Below are 17440 nucleotides of genomic sequence, written 5' to 3' on the forward strand. Positions count from 1 at the left end.
TAAATTCACGATATCGATGGTCTTGGTGTAAATCCTCACTCTTGATATCGCATGTAAAGGAAATAAGATGTCTATCGAAAAAAGTGCAAAAGCCGCCATCGTTGCGGATAATGCCCGTGGTCAAAACGACACAGGTTCTCCAGAAGTGCAAGTCGCTTTGTTGACTGCACGTATCAATGACTTGAACGGTCACTTCAAAGCTCACCTCAAGGATCATCATTCACGTCGTGGTCTGATTATGATGGTTAATCGCCGTAAGAGTTTGTTGTCTTATTTGAAAAAGAAAGACTTGAACCGTTATCGTTCATTGATCGAAAAACTCGGCTTGCGTAAGTAATCTATTCGTCAGAATATTTTGCTGAGCCTAGCAAGAAATTAAAGTGAAAAGCCTGCGTCAGTGTTGCTGTCGCAGGCTTTTTGCCTTTAAGTTGTCATAATTTGCGTAAAAAATTGTGGCATGGTTAGAAGTAAGAGCGAACATTTTGCAAAAAAATACGTTGTTGTGAGATGCTTGTGAAGTAGGGCGATGCAGTGTGGATCGCATGTGGTGAGGTGAACGACAGCGCCTGGAAATCTGTCGGCAATAGCAGTAAATAGTGAAAGGACACATTGTGTTTAATAAAGTTACAAAATCATTCCAATATGGTCAACATACAGTGACATTGGAGACAGGTGAAATCGCACGTCAAGCGTCTGGTGCGGTAATGGTATCGATTGAAGATACTGTGGTATTGGCAACCGTTGTTGCAAAAAAAGATGCAAAGCCAGGTCAAGACTTTTTCCCATTGACCGTGGATTACATGGAGAAGAGTTATGCGGCGGGTCGCATTCCTGGTGGCTTCTTCAAGCGTGAAGGTCGTCCTTCAGAAAAAGAAACTTTGACTTCACGTTTGATTGATCGTCCGATCCGTCCATTGTTCCCAGAGGGATATTTGAACGAAGTGCAGGTGATTGTGCACGTCTTGTCAGTCAATCCTGAAATTGATCCAGATATCGCGTCGATGATTGGTGCATCTGCGGCGATCTGCTTGTCAGGTATTCCATTTAACGGCCCAGTTGGTGCGGCACGTGTGGGTTATATCGATGGACAATATGTATTGAACCCAACTGCGACACAATTGAAATCCTCCGCGATGGATTTGGTGGTGGCTGGTACAGAATCAGCAGTGTTGATGGTGGAATCAGAAGCGCAACAATTGTCTGAAGAAGTGATGTTGGGTGCGGTCGTGTATGGTCATACACAGATGAAGGCCGTGATTGATGCGATTCATGATTTGGTGAGTGAAGGTGGTAAGCCTGAAGTTGAATGGGCGCCAGCGCCAAAGAACGAGCCTTTGATTGCTGCTGTGACTGCAGTTGCTGAGCCTTTGCTGCGTTCTGCTTATCAAATTAAAGAAAAACAAGCGCGTACTGAGCAATTGAAAGCAGCAAGTGCAGCAGTCTCCGCTGCTTTGGCTGAGCAAGCCGCTGCAGCTGGCGTTGATGCGCCTGATTCCGCTGAAGTTGGCAATATCATGTTTGACTTGGAATCTAAAATTGTACGTTCTCAAATTTTGGATGGCGAGCCACGTATCGATGGTCGTGATACGCGCACTGTACGTCCAATCACGATTCGCACTGGCGTATTGCCACGTACCCACGGTACTGCATTGTTCACTCGCGGTGAAACACAAGCCTTGGTAATCGCAACTTTAGGTACTTCGCGTGACGAGCAAAAGATTGATGCTTTGATGGGTGAATACTCTGATCGCTTCATGTTGCATTACAACATGCCTCCGTTTGCAACTGGTGAAACTGGTCGTGTTGGTACACCTAAGCGTCGTGAAATTGGTCATGGCCGTTTAGCGAAACGTGCGTTGCAGGCAGCATTGCCAGCGCCAGAAGATTTTAGTTACTCAGTGCGTTTGGTTTCTGAAATTACTGAGTCAAATGGCTCATCTTCGATGGCGTCTGTTTGCGGTGGTTGCTTGGCGTTGATGGATGCGGGTGTGCCGATGAAATCGCATGTAGCAGGTATTGCGATGGGCTTGATTAAAGAAGGTAATAAGTTTGCTGTCTTGACTGATATCTTGGGTGATGAAGATCATCTTGGCGATATGGACTTTAAAGTCGCTGGTACTGCAGAGGGTATCACTGCATTGCAGATGGATATCAAAATTCAAGGTATTACCAAAGAAATCATGCAAGTCGCTTTGGCGCAAGCCAAAGAAGGTCGCGATCATATTCTCGGTGAAATGCAAAAAGCAGTTCCAGTTGGTAAGGTGGAATTGTCTGACTTCGCACCACGCCTGATTACAATTAAGATCAATCCAGAAAAAATCCGTGATGTGATCGGTAAGGGTGGTGCCGTTATTCGTGCATTAACGGAAGAAACTGGTACACAAATCGATATTAGCGATGAAGGTGTGGTAACGATCGCTTCAGTTGATGCGGCAGCGGGTCAAGAAGCGAAGCGTCGTATCGAAGAATTGACGGCAGAGGTTGAAGTCGGCAAGATCTATGAAGGTACTGTATTGAAGTTGTTGGACTTCGGTGCGATCGTACAAATCATGCCGGGTAAAGACGGTTTATTGCACATCAGTCAAATTGCGAATGAGCGCGTGAATGCGGTTGCTGACTACCTTAAAGAGGGTCAGCAAGTTCGCGTTAAGGTTTTGGAAACCGATGATCGTGGTCGCTTTAAACTGTCAATGAAAGCCGCAGCGGAACCAGTTGCACCTGCAGTTGAGTCTGCTAGCACAGATGCGACACCTGAGGCTTGATTTGTAGTTTTGTTAAGTTAATAGCTTGAGATCGCTGTTGCTTAAAGGGTGTTTATGATCCAGTAAGCAATAAGATAAGCCGCTCGTAGTCACCTGCGAGCGGCTTTTTTTGTCTCAAGTGCGGTCACATGGTCAGGATTTGTGATTTGTTTTGTTGATGATTGGTTTGATTTTTTTTGATAAATGGATCTTGAAAATATGCGAGCAATCGAAATTACGAGCTACGGTGGGCCAGAGGTCTTGCATGAATGCACGCGCGACATTCCTATTGCGGGCGTGGGAGAGGTCCTGATCCGTGTTGCTGCTGCTGGAGTTAATCGCCCTGACGTATTGCAACGTATGGGTCATTATCCTGTCCCTAAAGGGGCATCTGATTTGCCAGGACTTGAAATTGCAGGTGAGATTGTTGGTGGTGACTTAACAGGTGGTCAGCATAGGTTGGGTGACTATGTGTGCGCATTGGTGCAGGGAGGTGGCTACGCTGAATATTGTGTTGCACCCGTCGGACAATGCTTGCCGGTACCAAAAGGATTGAGTTTGATTGAGGCCGCGTCATTACCTGAAACCTATTTTACCGTCTGGTCGAATATTTTCGAGCGAGGTGGATTGCGTCCGGGTGAAACTTTGCTGGTTCATGGTGGTGCATCTGGGATAGGAGTTGCTGCGATTCAAATGGCAAATGCATTTGGTGCAAAGGTATTTGCGACCGTCGGTTCGGACGAAAAGCGACGTGCGGTCGAAGCTTTCGGGGCTAAACGAGGGGTCAATTATCAAAATGAAGAATTTCAAGACGTAATTATGGTGGAAACCCAATCTCGAGGTGTCGATCTTATACTTGATATGGTTGCAGGTAAATATTTGACCCGCAATCTTAGCGTGCTCGCGGATGATGGTAGATTGGTAATTATTGGGCTGATGGGTGGAGCGAAAGCTGAACTGGATATGGGGCAGGTCCTGAGGCGTCGTTTGCACATTACCGGTTCGACATTGAGGGCTCGTGATGTGGAATTTAAAGCTCAGATCGTTCATGCATTGCGCGAGAAGATTTGGCCCCTATTGGAGAATGCCACAATTAGACCTGTGATCCATCATGTCTTTCCTTTGCATGAGGCTGCACGGGCGCACGCTGAGATGGAGGCGGGGCACCACATTGGAAAGTTGGTTCTGGAAATTTGATAATCCTGCTCGTTAAATTGAAAATCGTCGCGAGTTGAGATATGAAGAGTTTTTAAACTTACTGGAGTTTTAAGCGGTATCTGTCGTAATCGGGCTGAAACATTGTCTTGAAAATTGACCCCCTACGCTCTGGCACGATACAATAGAGAGTTAATAAAATTTTGAACCTTATGGCAAACCTGCGACGAACATTAATAGCCGGAAATTGGAAAATGAACGGTAATCTAGCGGCAAATTCCAGCTTGCTCAGTGAATTATTGGCTGCGCCAATTGATTCTGAGAATGAGGTGTTGGTTTGCGTGCCGTCATTGTATATTTCGCAATGCGCCTCTGTACTGGCAAAGACATCAATCGGTTATGGTGCTCAAGATGTATCTGCGCATCAGTCGGGTGCGTACACTGGTGAAGTTTCTTCGGCAATGTTGGCTGATTTTTCATGTCAATATGTAATCGTCGGTCATTCAGAGCGGCGTGCGTATCATCACGAATCGAACGATTTGGTCGCGCAAAAGGCATTGCAAGCTTTGCGTTCGAATATTTGTCCGATCGTGTGTGTGGGGGAGACTCTTGAGCAGCGTGAGGCTGGAAAAACGAATGAGGTTGTCATTACACAGTTGCGTGCAGTGATGGATGTCTTGGATGATGGCGCGTTGGCACGGATTGTCGTTGCTTATGAGCCAGTTTGGGCAATTGGGACAGGAAAGACAGCGACTCCTGCAATGGCGCAAGAGGTTCATGCTGTTTTGCGTTTAACACTCGCTGAGCGCAGTGTGTTTGCATCTGACAAGGTTAGGATTTTATATGGCGGTAGTATGAAGCCAGATAATGCGAAAGAGTTACTCGCGATGCCGGATATTGATGGAGGTCTAATTGGTGGCGCCTCTTTGAAGTCGGGAGATTTTTTGGCAATTATTAACGCGGCCTAATTTGCGATCTCGGTAGGGGGTCGGGATGTGAGTGATGGAAAGTGGTTAATTGCTTTTGAAGTGATTTTGTAAAAGTTAATTTTTGATTGGATGTGTTAAATGAATAGCTCTTTGTCTACAGTGGTAATGATAGTGCAGGTAATTTCGGCTCTAGTGATCGTGGGATTGGTGTTGTTGCAGCATGGTAAAGGCGCGGATATGGGAGCTTCTTTTGGGTCTGGTGCGTCGGGTAGCTTGTTTGGTGCGACAGGATCTTCAAATTTTTTATCAAAGTCGACAGCGGTTGCGGTTGCGGTGTTTTTTGTTGCGACGTTGATTTTGACTTCTTTCGGCGCGAATAAGGCTCCTTCAGTGGGTGTGATGGATAATTTGCCTGCTAAGGCGGTGCAGTCAAGTTCTGCAGCTGCATCGACTGCAACTTCTGCTGCGGTAGTAGGCTCGGCATCGAGTGCAGCAAGCCAAACAAGTGAAATCCCTAAATAAATTAATCTAGATTAAGAAGTTCGGCAAAAAAATCTTGAATTACTGCAATTGTGCGTTGAACAATTGAGCTGAAACGAGTACAATGCTGGGCTTATGCCGACGTGGTGAAATTGGTAGACACGCTATCTTGAGGGGGTAGTGGCGAAAGCTGTACGAGTTCGAGTCTCGTCGTCGGCACCAAAGAATAAGTCAAGCTGTTCTGCTTGATTTGATCGAGGAAGTGGTTGCGAAAAAAAGTTTGAATTGAGCAATCACTCAAGCATGCAATTAACATCTCAATGTTGCGTTTTTATACGGATAAGCTAACGTGAACCTCGAAAACTATTTCCCAGTTCTTCTCTTTATTTTGGTTGGTATTGCGGTTGGGGTTGTGCCGCAAGTTTTGGGGCGTATCCTTGCGCCGCATCGGCCTGATAGTCAAAAAATCTCTGCTTACGAATGTGGTTTTGAAGCCTTCGAGGATGCGCGTATGAAGTTTGACGTGCGCTATTACCTCGTTGCGATTTTATTTATTTTGTTCGACCTCGAAACTGCTTTCTTCTTTCCATGGGCTGTGTCTATGAAGGAGTTGGGGTGGACTGGTTTCTTGGTGATGTTGGGATTCATCTTGGAATTTGCGGTCGGTTTTTGGTATATCTGGAAAAAGGGCGCACTCGATTGGGAGTGACCTCATAGGAAAAGCTTATGTCAATTGAAGGCGTATTAAGCGAAGGCTTTGTTACCACTAGTTTGGACAAGCTAATCAACTGGACACAAACCGGTTCGATGTGGCCAATGACGTTTGGTTTGGCTTGTTGTGCGGTTGAGATGATGCATGCTGGTTGTTCTCGCTATGATCTGGATCGTTTTGGGGTGGTATTTCGTCCATCTCCACGTCAGTCTGATGTCATGATTGTTGCTGGTACTTTGTGCAATAAGATGGCGCCAGCGCTACGCAAAGTTTATGACCAAATGGCAGAGCCGCGCTGGGTTGTTTCTATGGGTTCCTGTGCGAATGGCGGCGGTTATTATCATTATTCTTATTCTGTTGTGCGAGGTTGTGATCGCATTGTTCCAGTCGATATTTATGTCCCAGGGTGTCCTCCTACCGCTGAGGCGCTGATTTACGGAATTATTCAGTTGCAAAATAAGATCAAACGTACGAATACCATCGCTCGTTAATCGCCTCGATTGAGAAATCTACAAAATTAAGCAAAATGACTACCAAACTAGAAAAACTTGAGTCTGCAGTAAAAGGTGTCATCGGCGAGCGACTAGTGCAGTCGCAATTGGCGCTTGGTGAGCTGACTGTGGTGGTTGCCGCAAAAGATTATTTGCAAGTGATGTGTGATTTGCGTGATAGCGCTGCGACAGCATTTGAACAATTGATCGATCTTTGCGGTGTTGATTATTCAACGTATGGTGATGGAGCTTGGGAAGGTCGCCGTTTTGCTGTGGTGTCGCATCTGACCTCCGTAACGCATAACTGGCGTCTCCGTGTGCGTGTTTTTGCGGACGATGACGAATTTCCGATATTGCCATCATTGGTGGATGTTTGGAGTACAGTCAACTGGTATGAGCGCGAAGCTTTTGACTTTTTTGGTATTTTATTTGATGGTCATAACGACCTTCGTCGAATTTTGACGGATTATGGTTTTATTGGTCACCCTTTCCGTAAAGATTTCCCTGTTTCGGGTTTTGTTGAAATGCGCTATGACGCAGATCAAAAACGTGTGATTTATCAACCTGTCACGATAGAGCCGCGCGAAAATACACCGCGCATTATTCGTGAAGAAAATTACGGGATTAAAGGGTAAGGACGTAACATGGCTGATATTAAAAATTACACCCTGAACTTTGGTCCGCAACATCCAGCTGCGCACGGCGTGTTGCGCTTGGTGTTGGAGTTGGATGGTGAAGTGATTCAACGTGCGGATCCGCACATCGGCTTGTTGCATCGTGCAACGGAGAAGTTGGCCGAACAAAAAACCTTTCTGCAATCGGTTCCTTACATGGATCGTCTGGATTATGTGTCCATGATGTCCAATGAGCACGCCTATGTAATGGCGATTGAAAAGATGCTTGGTTTGGAAGTGCCATTGCGCGCGCAATATATTCGCGTCATGTTTGACGAAATTACGCGCATCTTGAATCACTTGTTGTGGATCGGTGCGCATGGTCTCGACGTTGGTGCGATGGCAGTGATGTTGTACGCATTCCGTGAACGTGAAGATTTAATGGATTGCTATGAGGCTGTTTCTGGTGCTCGTATGCACGCTGCTTACTACCGTCCTGGTGGTGTTTATCGTGACTTGCCAGATGAAATGCCTAAGCATAAGGCATCGATTTTGAAAAACGAAAAAGCGATTCGTTTGTTGAATGAGAATCGTCAAGGTTCTTTGCTTGATTTCATTGAGGATTTCACAAATCGCTTTCCAAAATATGTCGATGAATACGAAACGCTATTGACCGATAACCGTATTTGGAAGCAACGCTTGGTTGGTATTGGCGTTGTATCTCCTGAGCGTGCATTGGCGATGGGGTTTACTGGTCCTATGCTGCGCGGTTCTGGTATTGAATGGGATTTGCGTAAGAAGCAACCATACGAAGTTTATGATTTGTTGGATTTTGACATTCCAGTTGGTGTAAATGGCGATAGTTATGATCGTTATCTGGTGCGTGTCGAAGAGATGCGTCAATCAAATCGCATCATCAAGCAGTGCGTAGAATGGTTGCGTAATAACCCAGGTCCGGTGATGTCAACTAACCATAAAGTAGCGCCACCAAGTCGTGTGAATATGAAGTCGAACATGGAAGAATTAATCCATCACTTCAAATTATTTACCGAAGGGTTTCATGTTCCTGCTGGTGAAGTCTATTCCGCTGTTGAACATCCAAAAGGTGAATTTGGTATCTATTTGATGTCAGACGGCGCGAATAAGCCTTATCGAATGAAGATCCGTGCGCCAGGCTTTGCGCATTTGCAAGGATTGGATGAGATGGCGAAAGGTCATATGATTGCCGATGCGGTGACGATTATCGGCACACAAGATATCGTTTTCGGTGAAATTGATCGTTAATTCACTCCAGACAACATTAGTGATTTGTAAAATTCAATATTGATAGATGATTAGCTCTTTGTAAGGGCTGATATTTGAGGCAAAAGCGATGGTCTTATCAGAGCAAGCATTAAAGAAAATTGATCGCGAGTTAGCGAAGTTCCCCGCGGATCAACGCCAATCTGCAGTGATGGCGGCACTGGCGATTGCCCAAGATGAAACAAACTGGTTGTCTCCAGAAGTGATGCAGTTTGTTGCCGATTACATCGGTATGCCAGCTGTTGCTGTGCAGGAAGTTGCGACTTTCTACAATATGTACAACACAAAGCCAGTTGGTAAGCACAAGATCACAGTTTGCACTAACTTGCCTTGTGCCTTGTCAGGTGGTGAACGTGCTGCACATCATTTAAAACAGAAATTGGGTTTGGATTACAAAGAAACTAGTGCAGATGGCCAGTTTACCTTGATGGAAGGTGAGTGCATGGGAGCGTGTGGTGATGCACCTGTGTTGTTGGTGAACAATAAGCGTATGTGCAGCTTTATGTCGAATGACAAAATTGATGCTTTGGTGACGGAACTTTCACAAACAACTGAGGCGGGTAAATAATGACGAGTCTACACAATCGCCATATCAAGCCATTGATACTCGCCGGATTAGACGGTAAAAACTGGCACTTACAAGACTATGTCGCGCGTGGCGGCTATCAGTCTTTAAAACGTATCCTTGACGAAAAAATCCCTCCAGAGCAAGTCATTGCCGAGTTAAAGGCTTCTTCTTTGCGTGGCCGTGGTGGTGCGGGTTTTCCTACTGGTTTGAAGTGGAGCTTCATGCCTCGCCAGTTTCCTGGACAAAAATATCTGGTTTGTAATACAGACGAAGGTGAGCCAGGTACATTCAAAGATCGCGATATTATTCGCTATAACCCGCATGCCTTGATCGAAGGTATGGCGATTGGCGCCTACGCCATGGGAATCACGGTTGGTTACAACTATATTCACGGTGAAATTTTTGCCGATTACGACCGATTTGAAGAGGCTTTGGAAGAAGCACGTGCAGCGAATATGCTGGGTGATCGTATTCATGGTTCGGACTTCTCATTTCAGTTGCATGCATTTCACGGTTATGGTGCTTACATCTGCGGTGAAGAAACTGCGTTGTTGGAATCTCTCGAAGGCAAAAAAGGCCAACCACGCTTTAAGCCACCGTTCCCTGCGAGCTTTGGTTTGTACGGCAAGCCAACGACGATCAATAATACTGAGACGTTTGCCGCTGTACCTTTTGTGTTGGCGATGGGTGGCGAAGCCTATGCAGCGCTCGGTAAGCCAAATAATGGCGGCACTAAGATTTTCTCGATGTCTGGTGACGTCGCCAAGCCTGGTAACTATGAAGTTCCCCTCGGAACACCGTTCGCTACGCTGTTAGAGTTGGCAGGCGGTATGCGTGACGGTAAAAAAATCAAAGCCGTCATCCCAGGTGGATCATCGATGCCGGTGTTGACGGGTGACGTGATGATGGCGACCGATATGGACTACGATTCGATTGCGAAAGCAGGTTCGATGTTAGGTTCTGGCGCTGTGATCGTGATGGATGAAACACGTTGTATGGTGAAATCATTGTTGCGCCTATCTTACTTCTATTTTGAAGAATCTTGCGGTCAATGTACTCCATGCCGCGAAGGTACGGGTTGGTTATATCGTATGGTACATCGCATTGAAAATGGCCAAGGTCGTCCAGAAGATTTGGATATGCTCAATGCTGTTGCGGATGGTATCCAAGGGCGTACTATTTGTGCCTTGGGTGATGCTGCTGCGATGCCAGTGCGCGCATTTATTAAGAATTTCCGTGAAGAGTTTGAATACCATATCGAGCATAAGCATTGCTTGGTTCCGACTTATTTATAAACAAAAGCTTTCGTTTGTTCTTGAATTGAGATTGCATTCAAGTCTGACTATTTATTCGCTTAGCGTATCCAGAGCACACCATGGTTGAAATTGAAATAGACGGCAAAAAAGTAGAAGTCCCTGCGGGAAGCATGGTCATGGAAGCTGCCAACAAACTTGGCACTTACATTCCTCACTTTTGCTATCACAAGAAATTGTCGATTGCAGCGAACTGCCGCATGTGTTTAGTGGAAGTTGAGAAAGCACCTAAGCCATTGCCAGCCTGCGCGACTCCGGTTACGCAAGGTATGATCGTTCGCTCAAACAGCGATAAAGCGACCAAGGCACAAAAAGATGTGATGGAATTTTTGCTGATCAACCATCCTTTAGATTGCCCAATTTGCGATCAAGGCGGTGAATGTCAATTGCAAGATCTGGCAGTTGGTTACGGTAAAACCAGTTCACGTTATCAAGAAGAAAAACGCGTTGTCTTCCATAAAAATGTTGGTCCTTTGATCTCGATGGAAGAGATGAGTCGTTGTATCCACTGCACCCGTTGCGTGCGCTTCGGTCAGGAAGTCGCTGGCGTAATGGAGCTAGGCATGTTGGGTCGTGGTGAACATTCTGAGATCACGTCTTTCGTCGGTAAAACAGTCGATTCAGAATTGTCCGGCAATATGATCGATCTGTGCCCAGTGGGTGCCTTGACTTCTAAGCCATTCCGTTACTCTGCACGCACTTGGGAGTTGTCGCGTCGTAAATCTGTTAGCGCACATGATGGCCTTGGTTCCAATTTGATCGTCCAAGTCAAAAACAATAAAGTTATGCGCGTCGTTCCATTGGAAAATGATGCGGTGAACGAATGTTGGATTTCCGATAAAGATCGTTTTGCTTATGAAGGCCTCAATAGTGCAGATCGTTTGACGAAGCCTATGTTGAAGCAGGGTGGTCAATGGCAAGAAACAGATTGGCAAACAGCCTTGGAATATGTGGCACATGGTTTGAAAAATGTGAAACATGAGCATGGTGCAAATTCTATAGCTGGTTTGGCGACTGCAAATTCAACTTTAGAAGAAATGAGTTTGCTGTCACGAGTAGTACGTGGTTTGGGTTCTGAAAATATCGAAACGCGCCTACGTCAATCTGACTTCGCATTAACGTCAAAAATTAAGCCATGGTTGGGCATGTCAATTGCCACATTTGCGCAATTAAAAAATGTATTTGTGATCGGCTCCTTCCTACGTAAGGATCATCCACTGCTGGCAGCACGTTTGCGTCAAGCAGTGAAAGCTGGTGCAAAGTTGAGTGTTTTGCACGCGACTGATGATGAATTGTTGATGAAAGTTGCGAATAAAGCAGTGTTGGCACCTTCAGCATGGTTGTCGTTCTTGGCGGAAATTGCTACGGCAGTCGCGAATTCAAAACAAGTTGCGAAGCCAGCAGGCTTGGCAGATGTTGCGGTCAGTGATGTGGCGCAAACAATTGCAACTAATTTGTTGTCTGGTGCGGAAACTGCCTCTTCTGGTGTTTTCCTTGGTAATACAGCGGCGCAACATCCTGATGCATCTAAAATTCATGCTTTGGCTCAATGGATTGCTCAAAACACGGGTGCAGGTTTTGGTTATTTGACTGAAGCAGCGAACACGGTAGGCGCTTATTTGTCGGATGCGGTGCCAGCGAGTCCTGATGTTGCAACGAATCTGCTGACAAATGCGCGTAAAGCAGTTGTTTTATTCAATGCTGAGCCTGAATTTGATTTCGCGAATACGAATCAAGCGCAAGCGGTATTGGCGCAAGCGGATATGGTAGTTGTGATGTCACCATTTAAGCATGGCATGGATTACGCAGACGTGATGTTGCCAGTTTCTCCTTACACAGAAACCGCGGGTACTTTCGTTAATTGCGAAGGTCGTGCGCAAAGTTTCCACGGTGTCGTGAAACCATTGGGTGATACTCGCCCTGGATGGAAAGTCTTACGTGTTCTGGGTAACTTGTTGGGCTTAGAGAATTTTGAGTTTGAAACAGCTGAAGCAGTACGCGATGCCGTGTTGGGACAAGGTCAAACAGACTTGTCAGCAAAGTTGAATAATTTTGCAGATATGGCGGTCACGAATGCAAGTTCAGTAGCTGGCTTGGAACGTGTCTCGGATGTGCCTATCTATAGCACGGATGCAATCGTTCGCCGTGCAGAATCTTTGCAACGTACCGCTGACGCAAAAGCACCGACCGTTAGTTTGAGTGCTGCTGAGTTCGCACGCCTCGCAATTGCTGACGGTGATTTTGTGAAGTTAACGCAAGCGGGTACTTCAGTACTGGTTTCTGCGAAATTAGATAAAACATTGCCAGCGACGGTAGTGCGCGTGGCAGCCGGTGTTTTGGCAACGCATCAACTGGGTGCGATGTTTGGCCCAATTAATGTGGAGCGTGCATAATGAATTTACTTGATACGGTTCAATCTTATGGAGTGCAATACCTAGGTGGTTTGTGGCCTCTAGTATGGACCCTGGTTAAGATTGTTTGCATCACTTTGCCTGTGATGGGATGTGTCGCTTACCTGACCTTGTGGGAACGCAAAATGATTGGTTGGATGCATGTGCGTCTAGGCCCTAATCGTGTTGGTCCTGCAGGTTTGCTGCAACCAATTGCAGATGCATTGAAGCTGTTATTGAAGGAAATTATTATTCCTGCGAAAGCGAATAAGGTTTTATTTGTGATCGCACCGATTATGACGATCATGCCAGCGTTGGCAGCTTGGTCCGTCGTGCCATTTGGTCCTGAAGTCGTATTGGCAAATGTGAATGCTGGCCTGTTGTTAATCATGGCGATCACTTCCATGGAAGTGTACGGCATCATCATCGCGGGTTGGGCCTCTAACTCTAAATATGCCTTCTTGGGTGCGATGCGTGCTTCAGCACAAATGATTTCCTACGAAATCGCGATGGGTTTCGTATTAGTCATTGTGTTGATGGTCTCTGGCAGTTTGAATTTGACAGATGTTGTCAATGGTCAATCCAAAGGTTATTTTGCTGAACACGGTTGGAATTTTCTCTCTTGGAACTGGCTGCCTTTGTTGCCGATGTTTGTGGTTTACGTGATCTCTGGTATTGCAGAAACCAATCGTCACCCATTCGACGTCGTGGAAGGTGAGTCTGAGATTGTCGCTGGTCACATGGTTGAATATTCGGGTATGTCTTTCGCGATGTTCTTCCTCGCCGAGTACGCAAATATGATTTTGATTTCCGCATTGGCTTCCTTGATGTTCCTTGGTGGTTGGAATTCGCCGATTGGACATGCAGTTCCAGTGTTGGGATTGCTGACTTACTTGCCAGGCTGGATTTGGTTGGGCGTGAAGACTTTCTTCGTGGTCTCCTTATTTATCTGGGCACGTGCTTCTTTCCCACGTTATCGATACGACCAAATCATGCGTTTGGGCTGGAAAGTATTTATTCCGCTGACCTTAGCATATTTGGTCATCGTCGCCGGGTGGATGCAAACCTCATGGAATATTTGGAAGTAAATCAGCTAAAGAATAATGGATGCAAATAATGGAAGCAATTAAGGATTTCTTTGGCAGCCTGATGCTGCGCGAGTTGATCAAAGGTTTAGCTTTGACAGGTCGCTATATGTTTGCACGCAAAATCACGGTGCAATTCCCTGAGGAAAAGACACCGCAATCACCGCGTTTCCGTGGCTTGCACGCATTACGTCGCTATCCGAATGGTGAAGAGCGCTGCATTGCTTGTAAATTGTGCGAAGCGGTTTGTCCTGCGATGGCGATTACGATTGAGTCGGATCAACGTGAAGATGGTTCACGTCGCACAACACGTTACGATATCGATCTGACGAAATGTATTTTCTGTGGTTTTTGTGAAGAGTCTTGCCCAGTTGATTCCATCGTAGAAACGCACGTATTGGAATATCACGGTGAAAAACGTGGTGACTTGTATTTCACCAAAGAGATGTTACTCGCTGTGGGTGATCGTTACGAACCAGAAATCGCGGCAGCGCGTCAAGCTGACGCTAAATACCGCTAAGACTGGAAGAGCTGAATTATGGATTTTGTTACTGCATTATTTTATGCGTTCTCAGCGATCTTAATAATCGCTGCCACTCAAGTGATTACTGCACGTAATCCTGTGCATGCCGCCTTATTTTTGGTGCTCTCATTTTTCACCGCAGCAGGAATTTGGTTGTTATTGAAAGCGGAATTTTTAGCCATTGTTCTGGTGTTGGTATATGTTGGCGCAGTGATGGTTTTGTTCTTGTTCGTTGTGATGATGTTGGATATTGATCTAGATAAATTACGCGAAGGATTTTGGGGGCGTTTGCCTTTAGCAGCCATCGTCGGTGTGGTGGTTGCTTTAGAAATGTCGGCAGTTTTGTTAAAAGGCTTTTTGCGTCCTGATAACAATGTACCTGCTGCGGCTTCACACATCGGTGGCACGAAGGCTTTGGGCTTAGAAATTTTTACGAATTATGTATTCGCGTTTGAAGTTGCCGCAGCAATTTTATTGTTAGCTATTGTTGCAGCGGTAGCGTTGACATTGCGCCGTCGTAAAGACAGTAAGTATTTTGATCCAGCCGCTGCGGTTAAAGTTAAACGTGCTGATCGTATCCGTATTGTGAGTATGAAGGCAGAATCTGATCGTGCAAATGCGGGAGCAGAAACCCAAACTACTGCAGAAAAAACAGGTGCCTAAATGACTTTAACACTTACCCATTTTTTGATACTCGGTGCGATTTTATTTGCAATCTCGGTAGTCGGGATTTTCATGAATCGCAAAAACATCATTGTATTGCTGATGGCGATTGAACTAATGTTGTTGGCGGTGAATATCAATTTCATCGCTTTCTCTCATTACTTAGGTGATGCAGCTGGACAGATTTTCGTGTTCTTCATTTTGACTGTGGCAGCAGCGGAATCTGCGATTGGTTTGGCGATTTTAGTGGTGATGTTCCGTAATCTGGATACGATTAATGTGGAAGACTTAGGCTCATTGAAGGGCTAAAAAGACAGAAACCTCTTGGAAGTTGACAGTGCGTTGACTTCTGAGCATCTTTCAAGTTGATAAGCAGTTTGAGAATTTAAAAGAATTAAGATAATCAAAGGGTCATTATGGCGGGGCAACTTAACCCACATTTACTGCTAGCAGTACCATTGGCGCCACTCGCTGGATCAGCCATTGCGGGTCTGTTAGGCACGAAATTTTTTGGTAATTTGGTTGGACGCAAGATCTCGCATAGCGCGACGATACTTGGGGTTTTAATCGCATTTATTCTATCTTGCATGACTTTGTCGCAAGTGATGGATGGTGCGAAATACAATGCCACTTTATATCATTGGATGACTGTTGGTAGCTTGAAGCTGGAAGTTGGTTTCTTAGTGGACAGCCTTACCGCAATGATGATGTGCGTTGTCACCTTCGTGTCTTTGATGGTGCATATTTACACTGTCGGTTATATGGCTGAAGACGAAGGCTACAACCGTTTCTTTGCCTATATTTCCTTGTTCACCTTCTCGATGTTGATGCTGGTTATGAGCAACAACTTCTTGCAATTGTTCTTTGGTTGGGAAGCCGTTGGTTTAGTTTCCTACCTCTTGATTGGCTTTTGGTACACGAAGCCAACGGCAATTTATGCGAACATGAAGGCCTTCTTAGTGAATCGTGTAGGTGACTTTGGCTTTATCTTGGGTATTGGTTTATTAGTCGCTTATGCAGGTTCCATGGACTATGCAGAGGTTTTTGCGAAGAAAGCCGAGCTTGCCCCATTGATGTTGCCAGGTACAGATTGGATGTTGATTACCGTTGCATGTATTTGTTTGTTCATCGGAGCGATGGGTAAATCTGCACAATTCCCTCTGCATGTATGGTTGCCAGATTCTATGGAAGGTCCAACGCCAATTTCTGCTTTGATTCACGCTGCAACAATGGTCACCGCAGGTATTTTCATGGTGGCACGTATGTCACCACTGTTTGAAATGTCTGATACTGCCCTGAATTTCATCATGGTGATCGGTTCCATTACTGCACTGTTCATGGGTTTCCTTGGCATCATTCAAAACGATATCAAACGCGTTGTTGCTTACTCTACCTTGTCGCAGTTGGGTTATATGACTGTAGCGCTTGGAGCATCCGCGTATTCGGTAGCGGTATTCCATTTAATGACGCACGCATTCTTTAAGGCTCTATTGTTCTTGGCGGCTGGTTCGGTGATTATCGGTATGCATCATGATCAAGACATTCGCAATATGGGTGGCTTACGTAAATACATGAAGGTGACGTGGATTACTTCATTACTGGGCTCTTTAGCTTTAATCGGTACACCTTTCTTCTCTGGATTCTATTCCAAAGATTCGATTATTGAAGCAGTCATGTTGTCTCATTTGCCAGGTGCTGGATTTGCAAAATTTGCGGTGTTGGCAGGGGTGTTTGTAACAGCCTTCTATTCTTTCCGTATGTACTTCTTGGTATTCCACGGTAAAGAAAACTTCGGTCATGCACATGATGCACATGGTCATGACGATCATCACGATGATCATCATCATGGTTTAGCGCCAGGTCAAAAGCCGCATGAGTCTCCAGCTGTGGTGTGGGTACCATTGGCGCTGTTGGCGATTCCTTCTGTGTTCATCGGTTTGTATGCGATCGAACCTATGTTGTACGGTGATTTCTTTAAAGACGTGATTTTCATCGATCACCATGCGCATCATGCAATGGGTGAATTGAAAGAAGAATTCCACGGTTGGCAAGCAATGGGCATTCATGCACTGACGACGCTACCATTCTGGTTGGCATTAGCAGGTGTTGCTTTGTCTTACTTCTTCTATATGGTCAAACCAGCTATTCCTGCAATGATCAAACAGAAATTTAGTGCAATTTTCACGCTATTGGACAATAAGTACTACATGGATAGATTTAACGAAATCGTGTTCGCTGGTGGTGCTCGTTTATTGGGTGGCGGCTTGTGGAATATCGGTGACAAGGGCTTAATCGACGGTTTGGTGGTGAATGGTAGTGCGAAATTGGTAGGCTTATTCTCCAAAATTGTTCGTTTGTTCCAAACTGGTTTCATCTACCACTATGCGCTGGTAATGATTTTGGGTGTGTTGGGCTTCTTGATTTATTTCATGCCGCTCCCGTTTGCTAAATAAAGTGACCACAATAAGATAATT

Annotated in this window: 17 protein-coding genes and 1 tRNA gene; all 18 read left to right on the forward strand. The window is 45.5% G+C overall.

All coding sequences use genetic code 11. The annotated features are described in order from the left end of the window. Positions 1-67 precede the first annotated feature (67 nt). The gene (gene rpsO, locus KDM90_RS09280; protein WP_212675318.1) at positions 68-337 is read left to right on the forward strand and encodes a 30S ribosomal protein S15; all 270 of its coding nucleotides are present in this window, start codon (positions 68-70) and stop codon (positions 335-337) included. A gap of 274 nt (positions 338-611) precedes the next feature. Continuing rightward, positions 612-2762, forward strand: a complete 2151-nt coding sequence (gene pnp, locus KDM90_RS09285; protein WP_212675319.1) for a polyribonucleotide nucleotidyltransferase — start codon at positions 612-614, stop codon at positions 2760-2762. Between the two features lie 198 nt (positions 2763-2960). Then, a complete protein-coding gene (locus KDM90_RS09290) occupies positions 2961-3938 on the forward strand; it encodes an NAD(P)H-quinone oxidoreductase (protein WP_212675320.1) in 978 nt (325 codons plus the stop codon). Between the two features lie 179 nt (positions 3939-4117). Continuing rightward, positions 4118-4864 (forward strand): triose-phosphate isomerase, encoded by a 747-nt coding sequence (gene tpiA / locus KDM90_RS09295; RefSeq protein WP_212675453.1) that lies wholly within the window; start codon positions 4118-4120, stop codon positions 4862-4864. A gap of 99 nt (positions 4865-4963) precedes the next feature. Continuing rightward, on the forward strand, positions 4964-5347 hold the full coding sequence (gene secG, locus KDM90_RS09300) for a preprotein translocase subunit SecG (RefSeq protein ID WP_212675321.1): 384 nt from the start codon (positions 4964-4966) through the stop codon (positions 5345-5347). Between the two features lie 95 nt (positions 5348-5442). Further along, positions 5443-5527: transfer RNA gene (locus KDM90_RS09305), tRNA-Leu, on the forward strand. A gap of 127 nt (positions 5528-5654) precedes the next feature. Next, a complete protein-coding gene (locus KDM90_RS09310) occupies positions 5655-6014 on the forward strand; it encodes an NADH-quinone oxidoreductase subunit A (protein ID WP_212675322.1) in 360 nt (119 codons plus the stop codon). Positions 6015-6031: 17 nt separating this feature from the next. Next, a complete protein-coding gene (locus KDM90_RS09315) occupies positions 6032-6508 on the forward strand; it encodes a NuoB/complex I 20 kDa subunit family protein (protein ID WP_186923149.1) in 477 nt (158 codons plus the stop codon). 35 nt (positions 6509-6543) lie between these two features. Then, the gene (locus KDM90_RS09320) at positions 6544-7143 is read left to right on the forward strand and encodes an NADH-quinone oxidoreductase subunit C (protein ID WP_212675323.1); all 600 of its coding nucleotides are present in this window, start codon (positions 6544-6546) and stop codon (positions 7141-7143) included. Positions 7144-7152: 9 nt separating this feature from the next. Next, positions 7153-8406 carry an NADH-quinone oxidoreductase subunit D gene (locus KDM90_RS09325; RefSeq protein ID WP_212675324.1) on the forward strand — a complete coding sequence of 418 codons (1254 nt, stop codon included), beginning with the start codon at positions 7153-7155 and terminating at the stop codon, positions 8404-8406. An 88-nt stretch (positions 8407-8494) separates the two neighbouring features. Continuing rightward, on the forward strand, positions 8495-8992 hold the full coding sequence (gene nuoE, locus KDM90_RS09330) for an NADH-quinone oxidoreductase subunit NuoE (protein ID WP_212675325.1): 498 nt from the start codon (positions 8495-8497) through the stop codon (positions 8990-8992). Beyond that, entirely contained in the window at positions 8992-10287 is a 1296-nt protein-coding gene (nuoF, locus tag KDM90_RS09335; protein ID WP_212675326.1) for an NADH-quinone oxidoreductase subunit NuoF, read from the forward strand. Before nuoE ends, nuoF begins: the two co-directional genes overlap by 1 nt. Before the next feature lie 80 nt (positions 10288-10367). Next, positions 10368-12698, forward strand: a complete 2331-nt coding sequence (nuoG, locus tag KDM90_RS09340) for an NADH-quinone oxidoreductase subunit NuoG (RefSeq protein WP_212675327.1) — start codon at positions 10368-10370, stop codon at positions 12696-12698. After that, complete coding sequence (gene nuoH, locus KDM90_RS09345; protein WP_212675328.1) at positions 12698-13783, forward strand: NADH-quinone oxidoreductase subunit NuoH; 1086 nt, start codon at positions 12698-12700, stop codon at positions 13781-13783. The genes nuoG and nuoH overlap by 1 nt, the downstream gene beginning before the upstream one ends. Before the next feature lie 28 nt (positions 13784-13811). Beyond that, entirely contained in the window at positions 13812-14300 is a 489-nt protein-coding gene (gene nuoI / locus KDM90_RS09350; protein WP_186889854.1) for an NADH-quinone oxidoreductase subunit NuoI, read from the forward strand. 18 nt (positions 14301-14318) lie between these two features. Further along, complete coding sequence (locus tag KDM90_RS09355; RefSeq protein ID WP_212675329.1) at positions 14319-14966, forward strand: NADH-quinone oxidoreductase subunit J; 648 nt, start codon at positions 14319-14321, stop codon at positions 14964-14966. Next, positions 14967-15275 carry an NADH-quinone oxidoreductase subunit NuoK gene (nuoK, locus tag KDM90_RS09360; protein WP_212675330.1) on the forward strand — a complete coding sequence of 103 codons (309 nt, stop codon included), beginning with the start codon at positions 14967-14969 and terminating at the stop codon, positions 15273-15275. A 107-nt stretch (positions 15276-15382) separates the two neighbouring features. Beyond that, entirely contained in the window at positions 15383-17419 is a 2037-nt protein-coding gene (gene nuoL / locus KDM90_RS09365) for an NADH-quinone oxidoreductase subunit L (protein ID WP_212675331.1), read from the forward strand. Positions 17420-17440: the final 21 nt, after the last annotated feature.

The sequence above is a fragment of the Affinundibacterium fentianense genome, assembly GCF_018139545.1.
GTDB lineage: Bacteria > Pseudomonadota > Gammaproteobacteria > Burkholderiales > Burkholderiaceae_D > Undibacterium > Undibacterium fentianense.

Excerpts from the sequence above, each read along its gene's own strand:
- nuoK (WP_212675330.1), top strand. The coding sequence starts at position 14,967 with ATGACTTTAACACTTACCCATTTTTTGATACTCGGTGCGATTTTATTT.
- KDM90_RS09290 (WP_212675320.1), top strand. The coding sequence starts at position 2,961 with ATGCGAGCAATCGAAATTACGAGCTACGGTGGGCCAGAGGTCTTGCAT.
- nuoI (WP_186889854.1), top strand. The coding sequence starts at position 13,812 with ATGGAAGCAATTAAGGATTTCTTTGGCAGCCTGATGCTGCGCGAGTTG.
- KDM90_RS09325 (WP_212675324.1), top strand. The coding sequence starts at position 7,153 with ATGGCTGATATTAAAAATTACACCCTGAACTTTGGTCCGCAACATCCA.
- KDM90_RS09320 (WP_212675323.1), top strand. The coding sequence starts at position 6,544 with ATGACTACCAAACTAGAAAAACTTGAGTCTGCAGTAAAAGGTGTCATC.
- nuoG (WP_212675327.1), top strand. The coding sequence starts at position 10,368 with ATGGTTGAAATTGAAATAGACGGCAAAAAAGTAGAAGTCCCTGCGGGA.
- nuoL (WP_212675331.1), top strand. The coding sequence starts at position 15,383 with ATGGCGGGGCAACTTAACCCACATTTACTGCTAGCAGTACCATTGGCG.
- nuoF (WP_212675326.1), top strand. The coding sequence starts at position 8,992 with ATGACGAGTCTACACAATCGCCATATCAAGCCATTGATACTCGCCGGA.
- KDM90_RS09315 (WP_186923149.1), top strand. The coding sequence starts at position 6,032 with ATGTCAATTGAAGGCGTATTAAGCGAAGGCTTTGTTACCACTAGTTTG.
- KDM90_RS09355 (WP_212675329.1), top strand. The coding sequence starts at position 14,319 with ATGGATTTTGTTACTGCATTATTTTATGCGTTCTCAGCGATCTTAATA.
- nuoH (WP_212675328.1), top strand. The coding sequence starts at position 12,698 with ATGAATTTACTTGATACGGTTCAATCTTATGGAGTGCAATACCTAGGT.
- nuoE (WP_212675325.1), top strand. The coding sequence starts at position 8,495 with ATGGTCTTATCAGAGCAAGCATTAAAGAAAATTGATCGCGAGTTAGCG.
- secG (WP_212675321.1), top strand. The coding sequence starts at position 4,964 with ATGAATAGCTCTTTGTCTACAGTGGTAATGATAGTGCAGGTAATTTCG.
- rpsO (WP_212675318.1), top strand. The coding sequence starts at position 68 with ATGTCTATCGAAAAAAGTGCAAAAGCCGCCATCGTTGCGGATAATGCC.